Below are 6,728 nucleotides of genomic sequence, written 5' to 3' on the forward strand. Positions count from 1 at the left end.
CCCGCAGGACCTAGAACCCCAGCCTGCTCATACGTTGGTAGAAAGCCCATGAGAAACGTTGAGAGCCCAGCCCCAATCATCGTTGTATAGAGGACAAATCTCCTCCCATACTTATCAGCAACTCTCCCAAAGAGAGCACCACCGAGAGGCCTTATAACAAGGGAGATGCTGAAAACAAGCAGTGTCGAGAGAAGCCCATAGAATGGCCCTAGAGGTTTAAAGAATATATCAGCTAGGATCGTGGATACAGCTATATATGAGATCCAATCATAGGAATCAAGGCCCCAGCCAGCTGCAGATGCAACAACATTCCCCCAATAACTCTTAACATTATTTCGATTCCCCAATAGATCACCACCAAATACCGATTATATCTAAAGAGGTAATAAAAATATGTCCCAGATTAGGATGTGAAGAATATCTATAACATTATTCTAGGCCTTACACTAATGTCGGATTTTTCTAGCCCTTCTATATAAGATGATCTGCCTCCACCCCCACCCTAAGGTACAAGGATCCCAGCTGTAGAAGCTCCGAACCTCCATATGGTTGAGTAGAGAATAATATATCCCTAAACTTAGTTTCAGAGAAGCCTCTGTTCCTCGTAATATAATAAGCACACTATGATAATAATCTAGTTTAAAATTGCTGAAATGTGTCCACTATGAACTGTAATTGATCTATGGTAACATCTTTATTATATCCTCTATCTACGATATGAAATAATTTTTAATCCAGATATCCTGCTAAGATGTTTAATATCGCCTGAGAGAACCGGGTATCCATTTTCATGTGCTATAACCCGATCAATAGATCTCTGATATCGATTGTCTGACCTTTGAGTATAGATACCCTGCTTTCTCACTGGCTTTTAAAGCTTGCTTTTACCAGGCCTCTTAAGTCTTAACAGAGCCTCATAAGCTTCAATCGATATAGCGATTTTCTTCACACATCTATAATATATCCACGTAATCTTTAACCCATTTTTAATTATTTTCTAATCCTCTTACGGCTAACAAATATACTAATTATGTGTGTCTATCAAATCCTTCTACCTCGTGATCCAATTGGTTAGTTAAAGGGTGCTACTATAATCTTGATGAGCAGTTGCTAGGGCAAGGATATACTTGGTGAAGCTCCCTTACCTTCGAAGAAGAGTTAACCTCGAAAACAACACAGGGAGGGATAATGAGTGATGAAGCTGAGTGACCAGTAACGATTGAAAGCACTACTAGATACGGTGAAGGCTAAGCTTTATCTACATTCTAATTCATTGTAATATCTTCCATAGCTATCTATTTTGGGAGTATACATGGCTCAAGGGTATGTAGATGTTGATTTGATCATACACGGCTCTAGAGAGATCCTTACTCTTCCAAGGGTTGTTAGGGGGAGAGCTGATCGAGGATCTTTGGGTGTTGTTGAGGATGGTGCTATAGCTATCTCCCATGGTGTCATTGTTGCTATAGGTTCTGAGGATGAGATCTTGAGGAGATATAGGGCTAGGATGTATATCGATGCATCGAACTATATAGCTACGCCGGGCCTTATAGATCCACATACCCATCTTCTATATAGCGGTTCTAGGGAGGATGAGAGGGAGCTGATCCTGGGTGGAGTACCCTACACAGAGATCCTTGCTAGAGGAGGGGGTATTTTGAGGACTATGAAGCTTACCTCGAAGGCTGATAGAGAGCTCTTATTATCATCTCTTAGGGAGAGGCTTAATGAGATGATCGAAAGCGGGGTTACAACAGTTGAGATCAAGACTGGCTATGGGATCGATATTGAGAGCGAGCTAAGGCTTCTAGAGGTTCTAGCATATGCCGCGGGGAACAGCCCTGTTAACATAGTTTCAACACTGCTAGCCCATATACCACTTCCCAACCTAGATTTCAAGGGTTTTCTAGATGGGTTTGAAAGGGTTTTGATCCCAAGGGCTTTGGAGCTTGGATATAGATTCGTTGATGTATTCTGCGATAAGGGGGCTTTCAACCCGAGTGAGGCTAGGGCTATACTGGCTGTTGGTAAGGGAAGAGGCCTTATACCGAGGATCCATGCCGATGAGTTCAGCTATATAGGGTGTAGCGATGTAGGCCTCGAGCTAGGAGCATCATCCCTAGATCATCTAAACCACACGCCAATCGAGGTTATCGATAGGATCTCCTCAACAGATTCCACAGCTGTGCTAGCACCTAGCACTGCAATAGCCACAGTAGGTAGGAAACCCCCTTCTAGGGAGCTCCTAGAGAGAGGGGCTATAATAGCTATTGCAACAGACCACTCCCCATCCCTCATGAACCTCGATATGGTGGTAACAATAGATCTAGCTGTTAACTACCTCTCACTACCTCCTGCAAATGCTATCGCGGCTGCAACAGTTAACGCAGCCTATAGCCTTGGACTTGGGGGGCACGTAGGATCTCTTATAGAGGGTTCGAGAGCCGATATAGTGTTATGGGCGCAGCCGAGCTATAGATGGTTTGGCTATCTAATGCGCCGAGCACCAATAGCATGTGTTATAAAGGATGGGGTTCTGGTGAGAGATATAAGGGGTTGCGAGATCCAGCGATCGCCCTAGATAGCTAAGATCCCATAAGATGGATCATTCTATATGCTATATAGGCCAGGTTCCTCCCACATATCTCCCCGTGATCTAATATTGGCACATACTCCACAATATCACCCCCAACAAGCCTTCTAGTCTTGGAGATACCATCTAAGATCTCCACAGCTTCTCGCATAGCTAGACCTAGGGGTGATGGTGAGTTAACCCCTGGGCATTGATGTGGATCTAAAGAGTCGCTGTCAAAACTTATATAGATCCATCTAGCCTCCGAGAGAATCTCATTTATAATCCTCACAGCTTCTCCGGGATCTAGATCCTCGGATTCTATATATGTAACACCCAGCCTTCTAGCCAGATCCAGCATGTATCTGGGAACACTATGCCTTCTAACACCAACCACTACAACCTTTAAGCCAGACCCCCTCTCTTCCAGGAGCTCTCTGAGATATGTTCCCGATGAGAGGCCCTCGGAAAGCCTTCTCAGATCTAGATGGGCGTCGAACACAACCAGCCCTCCTCCAGATCCTCTTCTATCCAGCACAGCTGATACGGAGTATTTGGTTATACTGTGATCTCCTCCAAGTAGTAGGAAGCCTCTGCATATGCTTAACAGCTCCCTCACAGCATTATATATTCTAGAGGATGTAGTTGTTATATCGCCTGGTGCTATATCTATGTCTCCAGCATCACATACACATATATCCTCATGAATATTAAGGCTATATAGATAATCCCTCAGCTTGGTAGTAGCATATCTAGCCCCCGGCCTCCCCGCAGTACTCCAATCCCAGGGGGCGCCTGCTATACATATACAGCCAGCATCGCATTTTCTCCTAACAACATCGCCTAGCCTTAGATCCTCTGGATCTCTTATAAACCTGCTACCAGGGGTTCTAAATAATGCGGGGATCATGGATCATCAACCCAGATGGGATCAGGGATTCTCTGATGATATACCTAGCCATCACCCAGGGTATATGGCTTCAAACCTCTTCTCAACCCTAGGCAAATCGTCGTACCAGATCCTATATACCTCGAACAAGCCGTTGGGGATCTCGATCCATCCAAGATCTAGATCAGGTCTATATATATCTATGGTTGTTGATGAAGAATATATATAGATCGGCCCGCTCGATACCGCTCTATAGATTTTATAGTAGTTCCTCCTCTCAACAGCTCTATCATAGACCCTGTAGAAGCTGCCCACAACCACCTCTACATCGTGTTCCCTAACTAGGATAGCCCCCATATTTAGTGCTGACACCGTATAGCCTATAATCTCTCTTAAGATCCCCTCATCTATATGACTTCTTATCCTTGTAGCGATCATCTGTGCTAGGAAGTATGTATCGTTATAGAGGCTTGCATATACACCTCTACCATCGATCCCGAGATCCTCTAGAATCCTATCCTTATCCACCGTGCCGTTGTGGATTAGATAGAGCCTATAGCCCTCACTAGTAACAGCCTCGGCTGGGTGTGTCGAGAATATGTTTATCGGCATACCAGTTGCAGCAGCCCTAACATGGATCATCTCAACTGCTGCCCCATCTCGAGATCCTAGCTGATGCGGGTGAGTCCTAGCATCTACGTCACTGTAGAAAGGCTCTATAGACTTAGCTATAGCGAGCTTTTCAACACCCCTCGATGTGATTAGCACGCTGAGCCTCCCCCAGCCATCCTTATGGCTTATCCCTCTGGAACCTGTTAGAAAACCCCCATATGGATCGAATTCCGATGCTCTTAAGAGACTCTCTATAAGGGCATCCCTATACCTGGCTATAGGCTGTGAACCTCCAAAGAGAATCAAGATCCTGCACATATGGCTCCGCCAATTCACATCTCGCTAGCAAATATATATGAGCTTAGGATTTCCATCGCTGAGGAATAGATAGTTATGATCTATCCTCACAATATATTGCCTAAATATTTTTAACCCTTATAGATAGTAACACCGGCTGATCATAGGTAATGATAAAAAGTTATTAGCGCGAATTTGTTGGGGTATTCTAGCAATGGAGGTAATAGATCTTTCAAGGGATGTTAGCTATAGAGATATATGGAAGATCTCTGTTGGAAGGGCTAGAGCCTCGATCAGGTCTGAGATATATGAGACCCTCAAGAAGAGGAGGGAGGAGCTTTTAGAGCTAATTAGAAGAGGGGGGAAATGCTATGGCGTAACCACAGGTGTTGGGGGTTTGAAGGATTTTGAGGTGGATCCCTCTGAGGTCGCGAGAAGATCTAGGGATTTTTTGAGGGAGCATGCAGCGGGCTCAGGAGATCCCCTAGATAAGTCTATTGTAAGAGGTGCTATGGCTATACTGGCGAGGCAGCTCTCAATAGGGTATTCCGGGGTATCACCAGATGTTGTGTCTCTCCTCATAGAGATGTTGAATAGAGATATAGTGCCTATAGTACCTAGATATGGATCGCTTGGCGCTAGTGGAGATCTAGCGCCTATGGCCTATATAGGCCTTGCCATAGCCGGGGTGGGGCTTGTTGAGAAGGGGGGAAGGATTCTTAGGTCTTCGCAAGCGCTTGCCGAAGAGGGTCTCAAACCCCTGGATCTAGGTTCTAAGGAGGCCCTCTCAATAATAAATAACACAGCCATGTCCACATCTATAGCGGTTCACGCTCTAGTAGCTGCTGAGAGGCTTCTAAAAACCCTTGAGATCAGCTCTTCAATTGCTATACAGGCTATGGGGACGCTAAAGCAGCACATAGATCTTGAGATGTTATCCCTCAAAAGGCACCCAGGGATCCTAGGGGTTGCTATGGATATACATAGGATCTTAGATGGTTCATCCAACCTAGGAAGATCAGCAGTTATACAGGATATATATAGCTATAGATGTATCCCACAGATACTCGGTGCTCTGAGGGATTCGCTGGAATATGTGAGATCATCTGTTGATAGAGAGATAAATGCTGTGACAGATAACCCGGTAATCCTAGGGGGTGAGTGTGTTAGTGGCTGTAACTTCCACGGGATCCATATAGCGATAGCCATGGATCTTCTATCTATATCGATGATCCCAGCCCTTATCCAGTGTGAGAGGAGGATCTCAGCAATCCTCGACAAGAATCTTAACCGTGGGTTGCCACCATTCCTCTCAGAAGATCCTGGGAAGAGCTCTGGCCTCATGATGCTTCAATATTTAGCAGCAGCTCTACTAAATAGAGCTAAGAGCCTATCCACACCAGCTACACAGGATAACACACCGACATCAGCTAACCACGAGGATCATGTTAGCAACTCCCTCAACGCAGGGCTCAAAGCATTGGAGATAGCTGAGCTAGGGCTCAGAATAGCATCAATAGAGATCCTGGTAATGAGCAGGGCCATCAGCCTGAGAGGCTGGCTAGATGGCTTAAGCCCACTTACAAGGAAGATCTATGGTGTTGCTATTGATATACTCTCAAAGGCAGAGACGCTGGGGGAAGCTGTTGATGCTATGGCGAGGGAAATAGCTATACTCGTGGAGGATCTATAGATATCTTAATCTTATTACAGATATTGGAAAATCCATCCTCATGATCTTGTGCTGTGATTTGAACATCTTCTTGAGCGAGTTTTGAATAGCATGTCTACAAGATCTAATCCTAGACCATTATTAGGCTCATATATAGAGTTATAGAGGTGAATAGAGAGATATATAAATCCGTAATACCTAGATCTATATAGTGGGTTTGAGATCTTATGAGCAGCATAGTCGAGCTAATAGGGGGAGACGAGCTCGCTGTTATAAGGGATTTCTTCTCCCTCACAGAGTACGAGGCAAGAGCCTATATAGCTTTAATCCTTGTAGGGCCAACAGGGATCTCAAGGCTCTCCCAAGTGGCTGGGATACCTAGGACTAAATGTTATAGCGTTGCTAGATCCCTTATAACAAAGGGTCTCGCTGTGAGAATATCTTCGAGACCCTTTGTTATAGATGCTGTTAAACCTGAGATTGTCTCTAACAAGCTCGCCGAAGATCTATGTATGATAGCTAGGGAGAAGGCTGTTAAAATAGTGGAGACTATAAATAGACTTGCAGAGAAGGCTGGAGCAAGATCTCCGAGAAGGAGGGGGGATCAAGAGCTTGCTGGTGTAGTTATGATAGAGAGTATAGAGGGGCTTATATCGATGCTTATAGAGGATATAGAGAGGGCTTCG

Annotated in this window: 6 protein-coding genes; 3 read left to right on the plus strand and 3 right to left on the minus strand. The window is 44.8% G+C overall.

The genetic code is table 11. The annotated features are described in order from the left end of the window. Positions 1 to 347, minus strand: a 347-nt coding sequence (locus tag QXE01_10695; GenBank protein MEM4971704.1) for a hypothetical protein, incomplete at its 3' end; no start/stop codon positions are given. A gap of 965 nt (positions 348 to 1,312) precedes the next feature. Between QXE01_10695 and hutI the strand changes: the two genes are divergently transcribed. Continuing rightward, on the plus strand, positions 1,313 to 2,581 hold the full coding sequence (hutI, locus tag QXE01_10700) for an imidazolonepropionase (GenBank protein MEM4971705.1): 1,269 nt from the start codon (positions 1,313 to 1,315) through the stop codon (positions 2,579 to 2,581). Positions 2,582 to 2,585: 4 nt separating this feature from the next. Here hutI and QXE01_10705 read toward each other — a convergent pair whose 3' ends face one another. Both QXE01_10705 and QXE01_10710 read right to left on the minus strand, forming a co-directional pair. After that, positions 2,586 to 3,482 carry an arginase family protein gene (locus QXE01_10705; protein MEM4971706.1) on the minus strand — a complete coding sequence of 299 codons (897 nt, stop codon included), beginning with the start codon at positions 3,480 to 3,482 and terminating at the stop codon, positions 2,586 to 2,588. Positions 3,483 to 3,533: 51 nt separating this feature from the next. Beyond that, positions 3,534 to 4,391 carry a hypothetical protein gene (locus QXE01_10710; protein ID MEM4971707.1) on the minus strand — a complete coding sequence of 286 codons (858 nt, stop codon included), beginning with the start codon at positions 4,389 to 4,391 and terminating at the stop codon, positions 3,534 to 3,536. 193 nt (positions 4,392 to 4,584) lie between these two features. Here QXE01_10710 and QXE01_10715 point away from each other — a divergent pair, with 193 nt between their 5' ends. Together QXE01_10715 and QXE01_10720 are read left to right on the plus strand one after the other, a co-directional pair. Beyond that, positions 4,585 to 6,063 (plus strand): aromatic amino acid ammonia-lyase, encoded by a 1,479-nt coding sequence (locus QXE01_10715; GenBank protein ID MEM4971708.1) that lies wholly within the window; start codon positions 4,585 to 4,587, stop codon positions 6,061 to 6,063. Between the two features lie 206 nt (positions 6,064 to 6,269). Beyond that, positions 6,270 to 6,728, plus strand: a 459-nt coding sequence (locus tag QXE01_10720) for a helix-turn-helix domain-containing protein (GenBank protein MEM4971709.1), incomplete at its 3' end; no start/stop codon positions are given.

This window comes from Sulfolobales archaeon (assembly GCA_038897115.1).
Taxonomy (GTDB): domain Archaea; phylum Thermoproteota; class Thermoprotei_A; order Sulfolobales; family AG1; genus AG1.

Excerpts from the sequence above, each read along its gene's own strand:
- QXE01_10710 (MEM4971707.1), bottom strand. The coding sequence starts at position 4,391 with ATGTGCAGGATCTTGATTCTCTTTGGAGGTTCACAGCCTATAGCCAGG.
- QXE01_10705 (MEM4971706.1), bottom strand. The coding sequence starts at position 3,482 with ATGATCCCCGCATTATTTAGAACCCCTGGTAGCAGGTTTATAAGAGAT.
- hutI (MEM4971705.1), top strand. The coding sequence starts at position 1,313 with ATGGCTCAAGGGTATGTAGATGTTGATTTGATCATACACGGCTCTAGA.
- QXE01_10715 (MEM4971708.1), top strand. The coding sequence starts at position 4,585 with ATGGAGGTAATAGATCTTTCAAGGGATGTTAGCTATAGAGATATATGG.